Consider the following 18,603-nt stretch of genomic DNA (forward strand, 5'->3'; position numbering starts at 1 on the left):
ATCCGCACTACCGCAGACGTGGGCCTATCTCTACCGCCAGGAGCAACGTTCAAACTTACGGCATACTCAATTTATGTGGTCTAAGCAGGGACAGAGAATTTGGAAATGGCGGCTTTCTATCTTATCTGCCTGCAGCATTACCGGTCTGATTTTGGGTCTAAAATTCCTGGGAGCCTTTCAGTTACTAGAATGGGCGGCCCTTGATAGCTGGTTCCGATTACGCCCCGTGGAGGAAAGCGATTCGCGCATTGTAATTATTGGCATTAATGAGCAAGACATTACCGGAGACACTCAATGGCCCCTCACCGATGCCCAGCTAGCCGAACTAATCGATCAGGTAGCCGCTCAGAGCCCTAGAGCCATTGGTCTAGACCTTTACCGAGATGTTCCCCTAGATCCCGGTCATCAAGACCTGGTACGGGTGATGGCATCAACACCACAGCTGATCGGTGTGGAGAAAGTTTTAGGCATTCCTGTAGCACCGCCACCTAGTCTGGAGCAAAAAGAGCAGGTCGGCATTGCTGATTTTGTATTAGATGCGGATGGCAAGGTCCGTCGAGGACTCCTTTCAACTCGTACACCGGATAATCAAATCAAAGTGAGTTTGGGGGCAAGGCTGGCACTCACCTATTTAGCCGCCGAAGGGATCTCACTTAAAGGGCTCAATGAACCTTCCGAAAGCTACCAGCTAGGTAAAGCCGTCTTTCAACGCTTTGAAACCAATGATGGCGGCTATGTAGGAGCAGATGCCGCTGGCTATCAACTCTTAATCAACTTTAGAGCGGGCAGCTGTACCGATACTACCCCAAACTGCCCTTTTGAAATGATCTCTATGGGGGAGTTTTTATCCGGCCAGGTGCCTCCCGATTTATTACAAGATCGGATTGTTTTGATCGGTGTAACAGCCCCCAGTCTGCAAAACCACTTTTACAATCCCTATAGCTATGGTGAAGCGATCTCCATCTCCGGGGTTGAAGTCCATGCCCACCTGACCAGTCAGATTATCAGCGCCACATTAGATGGACGAGCTTTAATTCAAACATGGCCTGACCCCCTTGAATGCCTGTGGATTTTTCTGTGGTCCAGCGGTGGCACCCTGTTGGGTATCCTGTGCCTTAATCGACGACGCATTACTGTCGGTCTTGTGTGGTTGGTAGGAACTCTTATACTCCTTCTCAGTAGCCTGGTCATCGGAGCCTATGTAGCTTTTTTAGCCGGATGGTGGATTCCTGTTGTCCCGCCCCTCTTAGCCCTAACAGGAACTGCTGTTATCAGCACCACCCACTTATTCTGGAAGAATCTAAAGGACTCTTACCACAAACTAGAACAAGCTCACCAACAGTTAGCCGACTATTCTCAAACCCTAGAATACAAAGTCAAAGAACGCACCGTTGATCTTCTGGCTGCGAAAGAAGCGGCTGATCGAGCGAATCGTGCTAAAAATGACTTTTTAGCAAACATGAGTCATGAGCTGCGCACCCCGCTCAACACTATTCTGGGGATGACCCAAGCCCTGGAAGAACAAATTTTAGGTGAGCTCAACCCCAAACAGACAAAAGCATTACGGGCAACTGAACGCAGTGCTCACCATCTGCTAGAGCTGATCAACGACATTCTAGACTTAGCTCGGGTTGAGTCAGGAATGTTAGAGCTAGATTATGCGCCAACAGCTGTTGTCCCTCTGTGTCATTTTTGTCTAACCGTCGTCAAACAACAGGCACACCAAAAGGGCATACAGCTCGACTCTAAGCTATCCCATACGCTGCCAGCCTTTGTTATGGATGAACGGCGAATGCGTGAAGTACTGATCAATCTCTTGAGCAATGCAGTTAAGTTTACACCGGCTGGAGGACGCGTCACCCTAGAAGTTGTTTATCAACAGCAATCCTCTCTTTTAGATCAGACAGATATATCAGAGACTCCCCCCCGCGATACCTTGAGATTTATTGTCAGCGATACTGGCATTGGTATTAAGCCAGGCTATATCGATCGATTATTTAAACCATTTGTCCAAATTGATAGTGCCCTCAACCGCCAATACACAGGTACGGGCCTGGGGCTGGCTTTGGTTAAACGGCTTACCGATCTCCATGGCGGTACCGTCACCGTCACGAGTAAAGTGGATGTCGGCAGCACCTTTACCGTCGAAATTCCCTGTAAAGCAGTGAGCCCACCTGCATCTAGTGGGAGGAGCCGACAAGATTCTGCCCAGGGCAACCTTAATTCTCTGGCTAGTGAGCCACGGGAAACTATCCTATTGGTTGAAGATGATCCCGATAATATTACTGTTCTCAAAAGTTATCTCACCGCCAAAGGCTATTCTGTCTGTGTTGCTAACAATGGTCGTCAGGCAATCTCGGCCATATTAACCACTGAGCCTGATTTGGTCTTGATGGATATACAAATGCCGGGAATGGATGGCCTAGAAGCCATGCAACGCATTCGACGTGAGCCGACATTGACCAATATCCCCATCATTGCGGTTACAGCATTAGCCATGAAAGGGGATCGAGAGCGATGTTTGGCGGCAGGTGCAAATGACTACCTGAGCAAACCGGTGAACTTAGGCCAACTAGTCATCACTATTCAGCGACTTTTAGCGGAGCGGGAGCCTTCAATACAAAGTCACCATTTTTTCTAGTGGGCGTTACTCAAATTCCAGGGGATAGCTGTTAGGGACCTAACGCCTAACTTTCAAGTAATGGCAAAGCTTGTGACTGATTCAAAAGTCATCTAAAACATCTGGGTCAATATCCTCATCCTCAAGCATGTCAGACAGCGAGGTGGGATTTGTATCCACCGGCTTGGGAGGGATAATTTTCTCAAACATCATGCTTTGAGAAAGGGAAGAGTGACCGTTGCCCCCATGGCCATTGGTGCCGGTAGCGCCATGACCGTTGGTCGCACTGCTACCGCCCAGGGATTCACTCAGTTTAGGACCATAGGGTTCGCCTGCCAAAAAATGTCGTCGGATTTGAAAAATTCTAAACTCTAGTTCATCAATGGCATTACGAGCCAGCACCTGAGCTTCTTCTTTAGAGACAGTATCCTCATAGGCCCATGGCAGATAGTAGGCTTTCAAAGCTCGAATCACCGACTCGCGCATATTCACCAGTTTGTTGTCACGCAGATAATCGATTATCCGCCCTTCAATCGTGTCAGGATCGGAGCTAATGCTAAATGAAACCCGTTTTCTAGTACTAGGAGTATCTTTTTTAGACGAATCTTTCTTCTTAACCACGACTCCTCCCAGCAGCAAGTTTTTGGAATTTTAGGGCCAGCCACTTGGCACCACCATAGCAGTCACAAAAGCGCAGCTGATCAATGTCCGATTCTAGCTCTAGATTGGCCGCTACTTCGTCTTGTAAGTCTTCTAACCAATTGACCGTACAAAATGTTGACCGCTCTTCAAAGTACTCTTCCAAATAATCTCGCAGCTGGGTCGCGGTCCCTCCGCTGATCAGTACCTCATAGTTAGGTACACTAACCGAAGCCAGCCACTCATTCAGGCGATATTTCACCAGCTCCCAATAGTAAACGGTGGCCTTTTCGCGACGCTCAGCCAGGGGATAGCCTTTGCGGGGACGGTTAGGAAATACAACCCGCGCTGAGTTGTTGATCAAGGCGTCATAGAGAAACGGATCATCTGAATTGCAGGGTAAGTCTTGAGCCACAGCCTTCAGCAACTGCTGATAGCCCAGGTGCTCGGTACTGCTGGGTTCACCCTGGGGCGGTCGCCCGCCGTTAAATAGCAAAAAGCTCAGGTCTCGATGGCCAAACATGAGCACAACAAATGTCCTAGTTGAACGTTCTTTTTGTTGCGATCGCTGCACTTTACGCCACTGCACCAGCCCTGCCGCCTCGGGCAGCACCTTCACATGGCCAAAGTCTAGAAAAACATCCCGACCGCGATAGGTAAACATCTTGTGTCCCAAGATCTCACCCGTCAGCGCCCTATAGTCAGTCAGATACTCATTAAACGGCAGCGCAATCCCCACATCCAGTGTCAGCCTCTCTAGATCATGCTGATGGGCAAATTCACCCATCACCCCCAAGGCTCGAATGTGTGCCAAAGCACTTTTGGGTAGGCTGCTCGTAGCTTTGTTAGGACGCCCCTGGGCATCAATCCCCAGAGCATAGGCTGGCGTCTCCGGGTCCAGCTGCAAATAGCTGACTGACTCCAAGCCAGAACCGATTTGTTCACCCTGAGCTTCAATAATAGTTAGCTCCGAGGGCGGCATATCCGCCACCAGCGGTGGACACTGATAGGAATAGAACCGCTCACCATCATTGAGAACAGCCTTGGTGCCGGAGCTACCTAAGTCGATAAAACACTGATATTTGGCCATGGGGATATGGGCAGACAGCTGCCAATTAGTACATTAGTACGATTTTCTGGTGAATCTATTCTAGTCCAACAGGCGTTGACAATATATCGCAGAGAATACGTTTTATTGCTAGATTGCCCTAACCCACAAACGTATCGGTATGCATTCAGCTAAACCGCATGACGACATTAATCAGGAATCTAGACTAACTCTCTAGACTCACCGCTACATATAGCGCTCAGTCTAATGTTGAAATACTAAAAGGCATTATGGTACCTGTTAAAGGTATTTTTGGGAAGTGATTTTCTGCTCTATCGTCCTTAGAACGCAAATCGCCACTATTGAATACACCTGGTGAGGGTTAGGTGTAACTGGCATACAAGACGTTACCCACTTTTTCTCTAATCCAGATTTGCGATCCAGGCTTCTTGTTGGCCTTGGGGATTAAAGCCGGTCCCGACGATAGTTGACCCATCGGCGGAAATACTTCTGGCTTCGGCCAAGGTCCAGCCGGTGAGATTTAATCCATAGTCGTTGGTCAGTACGGCTTTTAGAGAACGGATACCTCGCTGGGATGTCCAAATAAAGGCTTCTTGGCTTTGATCTCCAAAAAGTGCGAAGGAAGTAAAAGGTTGACCCGCATTACTAGTACTGGCTCCCACGACAACAGAAGCATCGTCTGACAGATCGTACGCAATGCTAATTCCAGTGCCATTTTGCAAGTCACCCAAGCCAATACCCTGTTGATCGCTCCAGAGAAAGGCTTCGCCATTGGCATCAGTATTCGGGCTACCTGCCATACCAACAATAAATCGACCATTGGCCGAAATTGCCGCCGCCGCTCCAAAAACGCCAGAGGTCCTACCGCCAATCCCGAGTCTGGTCACTCCAGTGGACTGAGTCCAACGAAAGGGGGCCAATGCACCGGTGGCATCATCGGTGGAGTAGCCGACAACAACCTGGCCACTGTCTGATATACCAACAGCTCCATTCCAGCGAGAACTACTTGTACCCAGTGCGACCAAGCCCTCGGCGGCTGTCCAGCGAAAGGCAGCGTCATTGCCCGCTCGATTGCTAACAAACCCAACAACAACGGTGCCATCAGCAGAAATACCCTCAGCAATCCCCGTAGGGCCAGCAGCTACTGCTGTCGCCCCTCCGGCCGCAGTCCATCGTAGAATTCCTCTGTTAACACCACCGTTGCCCACAACAACCTGGCCATTGTCGGAGATAGCAGTGGCGGCAAACCTATCTACTGGAATTTGGGTCATCCCCCTAGCCGCTGTCCACAAAAAAGACGCTGTGGCGTCTTTTTGACTGATGCCCACAACAACGGTGCCATCAGCTGATATGTCTACGGCCCTGCTGCGCTCATTCAATCCAGGTAAAAAGCCTAACCCCTGGAATGAAGCAGCATCTGCGGTTGGGTGGCCAAGGGTGAGTGTGGAGAAACTCAAAGTGGCGAACGCCATGAGAAATTGTCTTGTGTGCATTTTAGTGACTTCTTTTAACGGACTCTTGGTAGAGAGGGGACCTGACAGCCGCCAATCTTGATGTTTGAGAGCAGATGTTAGGATGATGGCCTGTTTGTGTTTTGATTAAATTCACACTATAGATGACCGACTGTATCAATGTTTCAGGCATTCGTGCCTATGGCTATATTGGGGCATTACCTGAAGAGAACATATTGGGTCAGTGGTTTGAAGTAGATCTGACACTGTGGATGGATTTATCGGTGGCAGGTCAGTCGGACAGTCTGGCGGATACTCATAATTATGCCGATATTATTCAGCAAACCCAGGGCATCATCCAGACGAAAAAATTTAAGCTGATTGAACGGCTAGCAGATGCGATCGCAACTCAGGCCTTGGATAACGAGCCCCGACTGGACAAAGTTCAGGTGACAGTCACCAAACTGACTGCTCCGGTCCCAAACTTTGATGGCCGAGTGGCAGTAACAATAGTAAGAGGCCGTTCCTGACTCTAACCAATCCGTTACTATGCTGAAGGCAGTATTAGTGAGAGTCCCCCCTTGCCAAAGCTAAGGCTAAGTATCCCACCACAATTGCCGCTAATTTTGCTACTGGCAGCAATGCTGCGGCTGTGGCGTCTAGCGGCCAAACCCCTATGGGTGGATGAACTGTACACCGCATTTAACAGTCTTGGCAAAAGCCTAGATGAGATTCCTGTCGGTCGCTTATTACCTGTGGGGGACTACTGGGCGCTACTGGGGAATCCAGGCTCTATCTGGCAGGCGGCTCAGACCGTCACTACATCCAGTAATCACCCGCCGCTATTTTTTATCATGATGAACGGCTGGCTGCATCAGGTGGGCACCTCGGTTTGGAGCCTGCGGGCATTGGCGGTGCTGTGGGGAGTGGTCGCCGTCGCCGGTATGTTTTACCTGGGGCAGCGTCTTAGCAACCCACGGGTCGGGGCATTGGCGGCGCTGCTGATGGCAGTGTCTCCCTATGGTATTTATCTATCCCAGGAATCAAGACACTATAGCTTGGCAATTGCGATCGCACTCTTGGCCCTGATTAACTGGAGTGCCCTTCTTCAAGGCGAGCGTGCCCTCTGGCGCTGGCTGAGCTGGATCGGCTTAAACGCCCTGGGTGTCTATATCCATTACTTTTACGGCTTTAGCATCATCGCCCAATGGTTGGTCACCATCAGTCGCATCATCTGGCGACGCGACCGTCGTAATCAGGCATTCCCCTGGCTGCTAGCCATGGGGTGTACGGCTCTACTTTACCTACCGTGGCTGCCTACGGCCTGGACCCATTTTTACAGTGAAGGTGGCACTAACTGGCTGAGCCAATCCGCCCCGCTGTGGCAGTCATTGCTATTGCCCTGGCTCCAATCCTTAGTGGCTGGTGTGTTTATGTTAATTTTGCTGCCTGTGGAGCAGGTGCCCCTGGCAGTCACCATTGTATCGGCCCTGATCATGCTGAGCGTATTTGGCATTGTGCTCAATCAGCTGATCCGGGGCTGGCAGCAAGAGACCCAGCTAGATTTGACGGCCCCCATAGTTAGCTATGGGCTGATTGTCTTCGGCATCATGATGGCGATTACCTATGGTCTGGCTAAGGATCTCACCCTGGCCCCGCGCTACTTTTTTATGCTGTATCCAGCCATAACCTTGGTGATGGCCCAGGCATTAGCCCGTCGCAAACGCTGGGTGATAATAACTGCGATCGCTGCCGGTATCCTCAGTCAGCTATTAATCAGCTACGACATTGCCCTCCTCAAACCATACCTGCCTGGTCAGATTGGCCGTCGACTGGGGGCAGCCTCCCAACCAACAATTGTGCTGATAGCGCCTCAACGCGATGGCTATCGCGCCCGTGCCCTCAGCTATGTCTTGGCCATGCCGCCGGATAACCCCAATACCCAGGTAGCCTTTACAGACCCCGCTGGTGTCAAATCATGGCAGCCAGTGCTCAGCGGTGATATCCCCACCCAAGATCTAACACTTTGGCTAGTGGAACCTCAGCGCAAAGTCCCCTTTCCCCCAGTCGTGCAGCTATCACAACAGGTTTGTTTTCCGACCGGGGAACGGATTAATACCGAAGGCACCCGTCAACAGCAATATCAATGCAGTGCCATGGGGCCAGACAGTTAGCATCAGTAATCCCCCACGAGCGGTATGACAGCTTAAAGAGTTTCATAGATTACCTATGATTACCACCACCACTCGCTATACTCATTGCTTGAACGCGCCCAGTAAAGCGTCCAGTAAAGCGCCCAGTAAAGCGCCAAATTCATAGGAATAGGCACCATGACGTTTCGAGCTTTATACTCTTTCCTACGTCCAAAAAGCTACGTAAAGTTCTTTGGACTATTAACAGCAGCGGCATTAACCGTAGTTGCTACCCCTGTATGGGCAGGTGATCCATTTCGCTCCAACAGCGAGCATAATATTGGTCCCCATGCCGAAACTGCATTTGAATCCTTCTTTCGCGCAGGCGACTATGTGAGTGCGCGTGCAGCTCTGGAACTCGCCAAAGCCTCTGAAGCTGACGACCCCTTAGTCCACAGTATGGCAGCCTCCATGGCCTATCTGGATGAAGACTGGGATGCCCTGGACGCAGAAGTTGCCTTAACCCGGTCTACAGCGGAGACTTTACTTGAAACCGACCCGCTACGGGGACATATCTACTCAGCAGTTGGCATTTTTATGGAAGGTGCTCACATGATGCGCACCCAGGGAGTTGCCCGCAGTACACCAGCAGCATTGGCTATGCTACAACAGGTTTTTGGCCATATTGGCGAAGCCGAAAAGATTGACAGTACTGACCCAGAACTCAATTTGGTCAAAGGGTTTATGGATTTAATGCTGGCGGTTAACTTACCCTTTTCTGATCCAGAGAAAGCCATTGAACGCCTATCACAGTACGGCAACCCTGAATATATAGCCTATCGAGGCATTGCCCTGGGCTATCGCGATTTGGGACAGATGGATGATGCCATGACGGCGGTAGAGCAAGCCTTAGAAACAGCGCCTGAAAATCCAGAACTGTTTTATCTCAAGGCACAGCTTCACCGACGACAACAAGAGACTGATGATAGTGTCGCTATGTTTGAAAAAGCATTGGAGTATGCAGCCCAGCTGCCACCCAATCTGGCTCGCAAAATCTACAAGGAAAAATGTCGCACCCTGGGAGGATCTCACGAGACCTGTGGGATCGAAGCTAGAGACTTTGTTGATGACCTAGAAAAATAATCTACAGTGAAAAATACTCTGTAGTTAGAAAACATCCAGGCGCTGGTAGTAATTAAAGTCTAGCGCCTGGATTGTATTTTGCCGATATTGCATCTTTAAATATTGTATTCAGCTCATAATTACCATTGATTAATCTCAAGCAGGATTTCGAAATGTAAACTGCAACCTGATGATGATTAATGCCTATGAAGAGAACTGATTTATCCTGACGCTAAATGGGGTTTAAAAAAGTAGCAGCCCCGCTGATAAACTAGCCAGTGAAGGCTGCAACGAGGCTGAAGACGCAGTTAGGAGGTATCTTGACTACTACAATAGCGGTCAAATTTCGTCGTTGGTAGTTAACTTAATAAGTTCTTAACTGTCGCCAGATAAAAAGCCAACTGCATTTATTTAAATTTATTTCATAAAGTAAATAATCAATGCAAAAACCGTGTCTATATAGACAGAAATTGTCACAGTAGAGATATTCTTTGGGTTTGGGTTAGTTTTCGACGACCGCCAGATCGCAATTCAAATCAGGAAAGTTACTCAGTCGCCCTCAGGCATTGACTGGTTCGGCTACATCTGACCTACCCAGGGTAACGGCCCATAACAAGGCTAGCTGAAAAGACCTACGGGAGGTCAGAGATGGCAATTAAAAGTGTTAACCCGGCCACTGGCAAAGTTTATAAAACCTATACCCCCCTGACATCAGAAGAGATTGAGCAACGATTAGCAATAGGGGCAAATCAATATCAACAATATCGCTGGACATCATTTAGTGATCGCAGCAATTGGCTACAGGCTGCTGCCGATTATTTAGAAGACCATACCGAGGTGCTCGGGCGAATTATGACCCAGGAAATGGGTAAACCCGTGGGAGCTGCGATCGCAGAAGTTAAAAAGTGTGCCTGGGTCTGTCGTCATTATGCCGAACACGGGGCCGATTACCTGGCCGATGAGCGCTCAGATATCGGTTACGTACGCTATCAGCCCCTGGGGATCATTCTGGCGGTAATGCCCTGGAATTACCCCCTCTGGCAAGTGTTTCGACTGGCAGCTCCAGCCTTGATGGCAGGCAATGTCATCGTGCTAAAACATGCCTCAAACGTACCCAAGTGCGCACTATCCATAGAACAAGTTTTTCGCAAGGCAGGCTTTCCTGACGGTGCTTTCCAAACGTTGCTGATTAGTGCTGAGCAAACGGCAGCGGTGATTGCTGATGAACGAGTGCGTGGCGTCAGTCTGACCGGTAGCGGACCCGCTGGAGCCGAGGTAGCGGCTTTGGCAGGACAGCACCTTAAAAAAGTGGTGCTAGAGCTAGGGGGGAGCGATCCCTTTATTGTGTTGCCCAGTGCCGACTTAGATCAGGCTGTTGAAACAGCGGTCACTGCCCGTTTACAAAACAATGGCCAGTCTTGCATTGCCGCCAAACGCTTTATCTTAGTCGGCAACATTGCCGATGAGTTTGAAGCCCGTCTGATGGATAAATTTAATGGCCTCACCGTTGGTGATCCGATGCAACCTGAGACCGATATTGGTCCCCTGGCTACACCGTCGATTTTGCGAGCCATTCACAAACAGGTCCACGATTGTCTCATTGCTGGGGCCAAGGTACTGGTGGGCGGCAATTTAGAAAAACTCAAAGCCTCATTACCCTCTGAGTTAGAGCTGGGGAATTTTTATCCGCCAACCATTCTTAGCCATATTCCCCCTGGTACTCCTGCTGACCAAGAAGAATTCTTTGGTCCGGTGGCCCTGATTTTCCGGGTGCAGGATTTAGACACTGCGATTCAACTGGCCAACTCCACCCCATTTGGTTTAGGTGCGAGCGGTTGGACGCAAGACTCAGTAGAACAACAACGCCTGATCAATGAGATTGACGCCGGAGCTATTTTTATCAACAGTATGGTGAAATCCGACCCGCGTTTGCCCTTTGGTGGCATCAAACAGTCAGGTATTGGTCGTGAATTAGGCCGACATGGCATTTTAGAATTTATGAATGCCAAGACGGTTTGCGTGAGTTAGGGAATTTTGTTGCCCTGTAGGGGTGTATGAAACACCCCTACAGATAGTTTTTGACGTTGTGTTGGCCATCTCCTAGGTATCTTTATGAACACTGCAGAACTTTTGATCCGCTGCCTTGAAAATGAGGGGGTGGAGTATATCTTTGGCGTGCCTGGAGAAGAAAATCTCCAGGTGCTCCAGGCGCTAAAACACTCCTCGATTCAGTTTGTCACCACCCGTCATGAACAGGGGGCTGCCTTTATGGCAGATGTTTATGGTCGGCTCACAGGCAAGGCTGGGGTGTGTCTTTCCACCCTGGGACCGGGGGCCACCAACCTGATTACTGGGGTAGCCGATGCTAATCTGGATCGGGCTCCGCTGGTGGCAATTACAGGTCAGGTGGGGACTGACCGCATGCACATTGAGTCCCATCAGTACCTGGACCTGGTGGCGATGTTTGCCCCAGTAACCCAATGGAATACTCAGATTGTTCGACCTAGTAATACGGCGGAAATTGTTCGTAAGGCATTTAAGCTAGCTCAGACGGGAGATCCAGGGGCTGTACATATTGATTTACCTGAAAATATTGCCGATATGGAAGCCGAGGGCAAACCGCTGGCGTGCGATCGCAATGGTAAAACCTTCGCCGCCTTTGACCTCATTCAGATTGCTGCCGATGCCATTTCTCGATCAGAGAGACCACTGATTTTGATTGGCAATGGCGCTATTCGGGCGCGAGCCAGCGCCGCCATTATGAAACTGGTCGATCAGCTGCAAATTCCAGTCACCAACACGTTTATGGGCAAAGGGGTGATTCCCTATCAGCATCCCCTGGCCCTCTGGACCGTCGGTTTACAGCAGCGAGACTTTATTTCCTGCGCTATTGATAAAAGCGATCTGGTGATCACTGTAGGCTACGACCTGGTGGAATATCCGCCCAAAAAGTGGAACCCCTACGGCCAAATTCCCATTATTCATGTGAGTACCACCCCCGCCGAAATTGACAGCAGCTATGTGCCGATGGTGGAGGTCATTGGCGACCTCTCCGATTCTCTGGAACAGATTTTGAAACGGGTAAAACGCCAAACCCAGTCCAGCTATCCATTTCAGGCCGTACGGGATGAAATGCGGGCTGACTATGAACAGTATCGTGACGATCTGGCATTTCCGATTAAGCCCCAAAAGCTTCTCTATGACTTACGGCAGATAATGGGGCCTGATGATATTGTCTTGTCGGACGTGGGGGCTCACAAAATGTGGATTGCTCGCAACTATCACTGTGAACGGCCCAATACCTGTTTGATTTCCAATGGGTTTGCATCCATGGGCATTGCTATCCCCGGTGCGATCGCAGCCAAACTTGTTTATCCTGAGCGCAAGATTGTTGCAGTTACTGGTGACGGCGGCTTTATGATGAACTGTCAGGAACTAGAAACAGCGCTGCGTCTAGGTACCCCCTTTGTCACCATTATCTTTAACGATGGCGGCTACGGGCTGATTGAGTGGAAACAACGCAACTACTATGGCGAATCTGCGTTTATTAAATTCAACAATCCTGATTTTGTTGCTTTAGCCAAAAGTTTTGGCCTTCAGGGCTATCGGGTAACTGCCACAGAAGACTTTATTCCCACCTTAAAAGATGCGTTGGAGGCTGATGTTCCCGCCGTAATTGACTGTCCCATAGACTATGGTGAAAATCTGCTATTCACTGAAAAATCACGGGAATTGGCCTGCGTAATTTAGTCGCTAGAGTACAGTCCCCATGCCTAAATCCATACCAATAGTGTAGTGAAAGTTACCCTCACCAACACTTTCGCGCAATTTGGCAAGAATTTTGTCTGGATTATCATAGGGACCAGCAAAGTAATAAGGTTTACCGTTTTTACCAAATTCGTGGCGAGGCAGGTTATCCATACGAGGGCCAAGATTATGCTTGGCTCGCTCAAAGTCTTTATGGGGGGCAATCCCTAAACGTTGCGCATAATCCACAGCACCGTAGATCGCCGACTGGGCCTGTTCTAGAGATATATTCCGATAGCTATCACTCATCGTTTGAGCATAGGCCTGCTCTCGCATTAATGGATAATCGGTAGCTTTAACTTTGCGAGGCCCCATTGCATCTTTTACACCCAGACACCAAGCATCAATTAAGAAGGTGGTAACCAAACAATGTTGTCCATCGATGCGGGTGATCATAATCTGAGACAACCCTTTACGATCTTTTTTGATATTTTGGCTACCAAAAAAGCGATCAAAGCCTTGTAGATCAATTAAGCATTCTTTCAGTTTAGGAAGCTGCTTAGGTTGGCTATCTTTTTCGGGATTGATGTTTGTATGGATAATATCGTTGACTTCCGCCGGGCGTAGACCGAGCTTACGGGCGATTTGTTTAGGCGTGACTTTGCGATCGCGCAGAGCCAAAATTTCTTTAATTTGCTCAGAGGTAGCTGCCATCAATACAGGTTCCAGATGCGCCAAGGGTAATGCTCATTTTTACGCAAGTCTCTGGATATCGTACAAATGGTTTGCAAGTTTTTACTTAACTTGCCCATGTCAGTTAGATGCGTTTTATCAGGCTGCGATCGCCAATTATAAATTTATTCCGTTGGGCACCGCTTATTTTGATTGGGAATGACCTATAGCCTGGATAGTAGGGCTACTGTGTACATACAAGTCGAAGCCTAACTCAAGATGTCGAGCCCTCATCCCCCAACCCCTTCTCCCTCAAGGAGAAGGGGAGCTAGTCTCAAAGTCCTTCTCCCTAGGGGAGAAGGATTTAGGATGAGGGCTAATGCAAAGCATGGAGCTGATTTCCAGTAGATCTCCTAGATGTGTATACACGGTAGGAAGAATAGGGGGATGAGCTTGACAGCGTTCAGCCAGCGCGCTACAAGCTGCCCCCTGAAAGACCTGAAGGACCTAGCTAACAGTCATCGAAATCACTGTTTCCACCGTTTCTTGGGGAGATGCACTGAGCAAAAAATCACCTGTGTTGATAGCATTGCGAGGTCCGCTCCAGGGTTCTAAACAGTAAAAATCTTTTCCTTTTACAGTCCAAAAAACCAGAGTGGAGTAATTCTCATCAAAAGAGATCGTCAGTGTACTGTCACCATCTTTTACAGTTGCTGTTTGACCTTCAAGGTTGATAAAAGCAAAATCAATCTCTTCTTGATCAAGATCAAACTGACCGTTGAATGCATAGACATCTTTGCCACCCTTGATCTTGTAATCCGTAGAGGGGATATCAAAGATCAGCTTTGTTTTGTCTGTGACTGCAAAATAGGGATGAGTGCCAGTGGAAAACGGCATGGATGCGTCTGATAGGTTGGTGTGACGAAAGCGCTGTTCTAAGGTGTTGCCTCTGAGGGTATAGATATAATCAAGCTGAAAGTCAAAGGGATAGACAGCAAGGGTCTCATCATTGCTTTTGAGAGTCAGCGTCAAACTAGCGCCATCGTCAGTAGACTGTTGAGTAACTTCCCATGGCAACGTCCGACCAAAGCCATGCTGTTTTAGCGGATAGGTTTTGCCATCAAGGGTATAAGTGTCGTCAACCAGGTTGCCGCAGATGGGAAATAATAATGGGATACCGCCTCGAACCGAAAGGCTAGGATCTTGAAAGCGCTGCGCATCAAAATAGAACACCTCTTTACCCTGAATTTGCCAGCTAGTGACAATACCTCCACGCTCAGGTACTACAGCCACCTGAGAATCGCCGTCAGTCAAGATATAGGTCAAATGCTGCTGTTGTTCAGTAGTAATAGTACTCATAAAGATTTCCTGCGGGCATTAGCTTTTCAACACTGCCATAGGATAGTCGGTTTGCTATGCAATCTGGGACACCACTATGGAATCTTTATGGTCTTTATAGCTGGCCTCGGTACAAAATCTGTACAGACGACGCTTCTGCTTCTACCTTGCGTTAATATGCTGGCTAACTTTTATTCACTATCGAGGTTTGCTGCTGTATGTCTGCTGTCTATCCCCGCGATCTGATTGGCTATGGTCAAAATCCGCCTCATCCTCACTGGCCCAATGATGCCCGACTAGCACTGCAGTTTGTAATCAACTATGAGGAGGGGGGCGAAAACTGCATTCTCCATGGTGATCCGGCCTCAGAAGCTTTTTTGTCTGAAACGGTGGGTGCAGCCCCACTGCCGGGGGTGCGCAATATCAATATGGAGTCGATGTATGAATATGGCAGTCGAGCTGGGTTTTGGCGGCTGCATCGACTTTTTACTCAGCGCAACCTGCCGGTGACAGTCTATGCGGTGGCGATGGCTTTAGAGCGCAACCCAGATGCGGGTAAAGCCATGGTAGAGGCTGGCTGGGAGGTGGCTAGCCATGGCTATCGCTGGATTGATTATCAGTATGTGGGTGAGGACACTGAGCGGGACCATATTCGTAAGGCCATTGAAATTCATACGCAGGTAACCGGCAGTCGACCCCTGGGGTTTTATCAAGGTCGCCTCAGCCCAAATACACGACGGCTTGTCGTGGAAGCAGGGGGTTTTCTCTACGATGCCGATAGCTACGCTGATGATTTGCCTTACTGGAATACGGAGTATGGTCGTCCCCATCTGGTCATTCCTTACACCTTGGATAATAACGATATGCGGTTTGCCACCTATCAGGGGTTTAACTCGGGGGATCAGTTTTTTACTTATCTCAAGGATGCGTTTGATGTACTCTATGCCGAGGGCACGCGCGCTCCAAAAATGATGAGTGTCGGGCTACACTGTCGCCTTTCAGGACGTCCTGGACGGGTCGCTTCCCTGGGGCGGTTTCTAGACTATGTGACGAACCATGAGGACGTATGGGTTTGTCGCCGGGTGGAGATTGCCCAACATTGGCATCAGCATCATGCTGTCTAGCTGACGTTTTTTAAAGCCATGTACCATCGACTGAAATCATGATTAGTATATTTGTATTGTCTTAAATATGGAGACGACCTGTATGGGTATCAGAGACAGTTACGAGAATGGCGTATTCAGTTGGGTCGATTTGATGACGACCGATCAGGAGGCGGCTAAGCAGTTTTATGCAGAGCTATTTTCCTGGAAGTTCCAAGATATGCCAGTGGATACAGGTGGGGTTTATTCAATGGCATTTAAAGGCGATCGCACCGTAGCAGCCTTATTTGCCAGACCCGATGACATGGCGCAGGTGCCGCCGCACTGGAGTAGCTACATTACTGTTAAAGACTTAGAAACCACCGTGCAACGTTGGCAGGACCAGGGTGGCGCAGTGGTAATGCCCATCTGCGACATTATGGATTCTGGGCGCATGGCTATGGTCAAAGATCCAACAGATGCGATCGTGGGCCTTTGGCAGGCCAAAGAGTTTGTTGGTGCCGGTCGGGTGAATGAAGTTAACACCTTCTGCTGGACAGAATTACAAACCCGAGGTGCCGATAAAGCCGCCGAGTTTTACAAAGCTGTCTTTGGCTGGGATATCGAAGTGGATGAGAAACCGCCAAACTATATCACTGCCAGCGTCAGCGGTCGGATGAACTGCGGCATGTTTGATATGGATAAGGTCAATCTACCAGCGGAGATTCCGTCTACCTGGGCTGTGTATTTTAATGTGGAAGACTTGGATAAGTCGCTTGAGATTGTTAATCGATTGGGAGGGCAAGCCCTAATCGACCCCATAGACATAGACCCTGGACGTTTTGCAACGGTGCGTGATCCGCAGGGAGCCGTGGTGACCTTGATGCAGGTATATAACCCGGACGATTGAGGGCACAGCTAACCATTTAACACCTCAAAAAGCTCTTTAATAAAGCGCTTTCGATAAGCCTTCAAGTCAATAGGATTTGGAGGCTGATTGATTTCTGCTGCATACTTTTTAATGATGCGGCTACTGGTGGATAAATAGTCCTTCAGATTGCCATCGTAGCGTTTCTGTCTAGCCAGATGGGCTCTCAGCGTTTTACTCAATCGAGTGCTGCTATGAAGCATTCCTAATAGATTTTCAATATTCGCAGCCATAGCTTCCCGCTCTTCAGCAGGAATTACACCTAGAAGCAACACCATACAAGCCGCAGAAAATATTTTTCCCAGGGCAGCAATATCACTAACACGTCGCGGATAAAGGTCTTGAACAGCCTCAATCTCGCTTGATGTATATTGATGAACATCACCACTGTGAGCAAAAGAACGTCTAATTTGTCGAATACTTTCACCGTCTTGCTTTTTTCTGGTAATGCTGCACCCTGCTTCGGCAACAGCCCAAGCCATGTCAAGCAGACGCAGTGCTTTCTTTAGCTTTGGCTCCCATCCTATATCTGAGTTTTCTGGAGACTCCTTAAACTCATAGGTTGCATCACTACAAAGTAAATACAAGCCTCGCACAAAGAAAAGATAACAGGCATTAGCACCAAACAAATAAATATTTTGAGTTGGATGATTGGGGGTTAATTTCGGTATCTCTCTAACATCAACGCCAAGCAACGACATATCAAGTGTCAAAAAAATGTTGTCCTCATTTAATGTTGTTGATGACTCTACATTTCTTGATTCGTAGATTGCTGGAAGTTTATCAACATAATAATGCCCGTACTCATCCAGCTCCTCAGGTAAGCCGCTTTTTTCTTTTATCTCGTAATAACATTGCAGCCCCATCTCTGAATATGCCAGGAGCGCATGATCCCTCAGTTTTCTTGCCCATTTAAGACAGCCCTGATGACTTAGGCGTCCATTGCCAATATGAGGGGAAGATAGAAGGGTATTCTCTTCATCGTCAAAAGCGGCAAACAAATAGCTGCAGCTCTGCATTGCGGCATAGTAGGCATAAATCTCACTACTGCCATTAGCAGCTGCATACAAACGTGCTTTTTCCAAAAGAAATAATCTTCCCCAATATATGGATGCTTTTGTTCTACGTTGACCGACAAAACTTTCAGTGGGTAAAGACTGATCATCTCTTGGCACAAACTGTGGAAAATGGGTTAATAGCTTAGCTCGAATAAAATAAATGCGCCCTAGTAGTTCGTAGTGAGGATGGAACGTTCCTTGGGATACCTCACTGGTGACAATATATTTTTTTAATCGTATTTCCGTATGCTGCTGAGCTTGCTTGAGAGTTTCCCAAGCTTTTTGAACCAGCACCTGACGGTTGATATCAGGGGAACATTCAGGCGGTAAATAGTCCCTGTCGATATTCTGTGTGTCATACACGTAGTAATAACTTGCTAAACATATCAAGTAGCGAATGACTAACGTGCCGGAAAAGACCTCAAATGTGCCATTGTCTGTTTCTGCAGTATCCTGGCTAATGGCCAACCCCTGTTGCACATATGTGTCCAGAATCTCCAGGTCTTTTATATATTAGACATTATCGGAAATAGTAAAAGATAGCTGCTGATTCTTTCATCTGTCCTCTTCGATTATTGGCTATCGCTTAATTTCGTAGCTCTAAGCGATAGTTGTGAAGTCCACAGGCTGTTTCCATTACGTCATCCACAAATCCCTCGACTCGATTACGAAATTTTTGAACCAAAATCTGACAGCGTTTGATCCCGCCAATATGATGCTCCACTTCTACTCGAAGACTCGATAT

At 48.5% G+C, this 18,603-nt stretch carries 14 protein-coding genes; 8 read left to right on the top strand and 6 right to left on the bottom strand.

The window, feature by feature from the left end; translation table 11 throughout:
* Positions 1–73 precede the first annotated feature (73 nt).
* Positions 74–2,641 carry a CHASE2 domain-containing protein gene (locus N836_RS54195; protein ID WP_023073219.1) on the top strand — a complete coding sequence of 856 codons (2,568 nt, stop codon included), beginning with the start codon at positions 74–76 and terminating at the stop codon, positions 2,639–2,641.
* Between the two features lie 81 nt (positions 2,642–2,722).
* Here the strand turns inward: N836_RS54195 and N836_RS54200 are convergent, their stop codons facing one another.
* From N836_RS54200 to N836_RS54210, 3 genes are all read right to left on the bottom strand, one after another.
* Complete coding sequence (locus N836_RS54200) at positions 2,723–3,241, bottom strand: hypothetical protein (protein WP_023073220.1); 519 nt, start codon at positions 3,239–3,241, stop codon at positions 2,723–2,725.
* Positions 3,234–4,349, bottom strand: coding sequence for a ParM/StbA family protein (locus N836_RS54205; RefSeq protein ID WP_023073221.1), 1,116 nt, complete (start codon positions 4,347–4,349; stop codon positions 3,234–3,236). Before N836_RS54205 ends, N836_RS54200 begins: the two co-directional genes overlap by 8 nt.
* 380 nt (positions 4,350–4,729) lie before the next feature.
* The gene (locus N836_RS54210) at positions 4,730–5,800 is read right to left on the bottom strand and encodes an HAF repeat-containing protein (RefSeq protein ID WP_023073222.1); all 1,071 of its coding nucleotides are present in this window, start codon (positions 5,798–5,800) and stop codon (positions 4,730–4,732) included.
* Between the two features lie 143 nt (positions 5,801–5,943).
* On the opposite strand from N836_RS54210, the gene folB reads away from it, so the two are divergent.
* The 5 genes from folB to N836_RS54235 all read left to right on the top strand — a co-directional run bounded on the left by folB (position 5,944) and on the right by N836_RS54235 (position 12,783).
* A complete protein-coding gene (gene folB, locus N836_RS54215) occupies positions 5,944–6,309 on the top strand; it encodes a dihydroneopterin aldolase (protein WP_023073223.1) in 366 nt (121 codons plus the stop codon).
* A 51-nt stretch (positions 6,310–6,360) separates the two neighbouring features.
* The gene (locus N836_RS54220) at positions 6,361–7,953 is read left to right on the top strand and encodes a glycosyltransferase family 39 protein (RefSeq protein WP_031292897.1); all 1,593 of its coding nucleotides are present in this window, start codon (positions 6,361–6,363) and stop codon (positions 7,951–7,953) included.
* 156 nt (positions 7,954–8,109) lie between these two features.
* Positions 8,110–9,054, top strand: coding sequence for a Sll0314/Alr1548 family TPR repeat-containing protein (locus N836_RS54225; RefSeq protein ID WP_023073225.1), 945 nt, complete (start codon positions 8,110–8,112; stop codon positions 9,052–9,054).
* Between the two features lie 627 nt (positions 9,055–9,681).
* The gene (locus N836_RS54230; RefSeq protein ID WP_023073226.1) at positions 9,682–11,061 is read left to right on the top strand and encodes an NAD-dependent succinate-semialdehyde dehydrogenase; all 1,380 of its coding nucleotides are present in this window, start codon (positions 9,682–9,684) and stop codon (positions 11,059–11,061) included.
* A gap of 84 nt (positions 11,062–11,145) precedes the next feature.
* On the top strand, positions 11,146–12,783 hold the full coding sequence (locus tag N836_RS54235; protein WP_023073227.1) for an acetolactate synthase large subunit: 1,638 nt from the start codon (positions 11,146–11,148) through the stop codon (positions 12,781–12,783).
* Between the two features lie 3 nt (positions 12,784–12,786).
* On the opposite strand, the gene N836_RS54240 is transcribed toward N836_RS54235, so the two are convergent.
* Both N836_RS54240 and N836_RS54245 read right to left on the bottom strand, forming a co-directional pair.
* The gene (locus N836_RS54240; protein ID WP_023073228.1) at positions 12,787–13,494 is read right to left on the bottom strand and encodes a hypothetical protein; all 708 of its coding nucleotides are present in this window, start codon (positions 13,492–13,494) and stop codon (positions 12,787–12,789) included.
* A 465-nt stretch (positions 13,495–13,959) separates the two neighbouring features.
* The gene (locus tag N836_RS54245; RefSeq protein WP_023073229.1) at positions 13,960–14,811 is read right to left on the bottom strand and encodes an aldose epimerase family protein; all 852 of its coding nucleotides are present in this window, start codon (positions 14,809–14,811) and stop codon (positions 13,960–13,962) included.
* 197 nt (positions 14,812–15,008) lie between these two features.
* Here N836_RS54245 and puuE point away from each other — a divergent pair, with 197 nt between their 5' ends.
* Together puuE and N836_RS54255 are read left to right on the top strand one after the other, a co-directional pair.
* The gene (gene puuE / locus N836_RS54250) at positions 15,009–15,914 is read left to right on the top strand and encodes an allantoinase PuuE (protein WP_023073230.1); all 906 of its coding nucleotides are present in this window, start codon (positions 15,009–15,011) and stop codon (positions 15,912–15,914) included.
* A gap of 82 nt (positions 15,915–15,996) precedes the next feature.
* Entirely contained in the window at positions 15,997–16,782 is a 786-nt protein-coding gene (locus N836_RS54255) for a VOC family protein (protein WP_023073231.1), read from the top strand.
* A gap of 8 nt (positions 16,783–16,790) precedes the next feature.
* Here N836_RS54255 and N836_RS54260 read toward each other — a convergent pair whose 3' ends face one another.
* A complete protein-coding gene (locus N836_RS54260; RefSeq protein WP_023073232.1) occupies positions 16,791–18,338 on the bottom strand; it encodes a hypothetical protein in 1,548 nt (515 codons plus the stop codon).
* Positions 18,339–18,603 lie beyond the last annotated feature (265 nt).

This window comes from Leptolyngbya sp. Heron Island J (genome assembly GCF_000482245.1).
In the GTDB taxonomy this organism is placed as follows: Bacteria; Cyanobacteriota; Cyanobacteriia; order Phormidesmidales; family Phormidesmidaceae; genus Leptothoe.

Bases quoted from the DNA above. Each gene is read 5' to 3' on its own strand.
- N836_RS54195 (WP_023073219.1), top strand. From the start codon at position 74: ATGTGGTCTAAGCAGGGACAGAGAATTTGGAAATGGCGGCTTTCTATC.
- N836_RS54205 (WP_023073221.1), bottom strand. From the start codon at position 4,349: ATGGCCAAATATCAGTGTTTTATCGACTTAGGTAGCTCCGGCACCAAG.
- N836_RS54210 (WP_023073222.1), bottom strand. From the start codon at position 5,800: ATGGCGTTCGCCACTTTGAGTTTCTCCACACTCACCCTTGGCCACCCA.
- folB (WP_023073223.1), top strand. From the start codon at position 5,944: ATGACCGACTGTATCAATGTTTCAGGCATTCGTGCCTATGGCTATATT.
- N836_RS54225 (WP_023073225.1), top strand. From the start codon at position 8,110: ATGACGTTTCGAGCTTTATACTCTTTCCTACGTCCAAAAAGCTACGTA.
- N836_RS54230 (WP_023073226.1), top strand. From the start codon at position 9,682: ATGGCAATTAAAAGTGTTAACCCGGCCACTGGCAAAGTTTATAAAACC.
- N836_RS54235 (WP_023073227.1), top strand. From the start codon at position 11,146: ATGAACACTGCAGAACTTTTGATCCGCTGCCTTGAAAATGAGGGGGTG.
- N836_RS54240 (WP_023073228.1), bottom strand. From the start codon at position 13,494: ATGGCAGCTACCTCTGAGCAAATTAAAGAAATTTTGGCTCTGCGCGAT.
- N836_RS54245 (WP_023073229.1), bottom strand. From the start codon at position 14,811: ATGAGTACTATTACTACTGAACAACAGCAGCATTTGACCTATATCTTG.
- puuE (WP_023073230.1), top strand. From the start codon at position 15,009: ATGTCTGCTGTCTATCCCCGCGATCTGATTGGCTATGGTCAAAATCCG.
- N836_RS54255 (WP_023073231.1), top strand. From the start codon at position 15,997: ATGGGTATCAGAGACAGTTACGAGAATGGCGTATTCAGTTGGGTCGAT.